The sequence below is a fragment of the Aquabacterium sp. UBA2148 genome (assembly GCF_002328915.1).
GTDB classification, from domain to species: Bacteria; Pseudomonadota; Gammaproteobacteria; order Burkholderiales; family Burkholderiaceae_C; genus Aquabacterium; species Aquabacterium parvum.
In genome coordinates this window covers 3,973-4,518 of sequence record NZ_DCXA01000261.1, presented here as the reverse complement: position 1 = coordinate 4,518, position 546 = coordinate 3,973, and the positions used below count along the sequence as shown (strand labels likewise).

At 64.8% G+C, this 546-nt stretch carries 1 protein-coding gene; it reads left to right on the top strand.

What is annotated here, in order from left to right:
• Window positions 1-3 precede the first annotated feature (3 nt).
• On the top strand, window positions 4-546 hold a 543-nt coding region (locus tag B2W70_RS14555), incomplete at its 3' end, for a sensor histidine kinase (protein WP_286746748.1).

Genomic DNA, 546 nt, shown 5'->3' with positions numbered 1-546 from the left:
GAAATCCGCACGCCCATGAACGCCATCATGGGCATGACCTACCTGCTCAGGCAGGCCGTGCGCGACCCCGAGCAGCTCGACCGCCTGGGCACGGTGCAGCAGGCCGCAGATCACCTGCTCGACATCATCAACAACGTGCTCGACCTCTCGAAGATCGAGGCCGGCATGTTCACCCTCGTGGACGAGCCTTTCGACCTGCATGCGACGGTGCAGCAGGCGCTCGATCTGGTGGCCCTGAAAGCCGCCGACAAAGGCGTGCGGCTGCAGCTGGACACCACCGGCATGCCCAGTTGGGTGCGTGGCGATGCCACCCGCGTGTCACAAGTTCTGCTGAACTTGTTGAGCAACGCGGTCAAGTTCACCGACCGCGGGTCGGTGCGCTTGAGCGTGCACCCCCTCGATCAGGCCGGCATGCTGCGCATCGAAGTCACGGACTCGGGCATCGGCATTTCATCGGCCGACGCACAGCGCCTGTTCAATGCCTTTGTGCAGGCCGACGAATCGTCCACCCGTCGACATGGCGGCACGGGCCTGGGCCTGGCGATC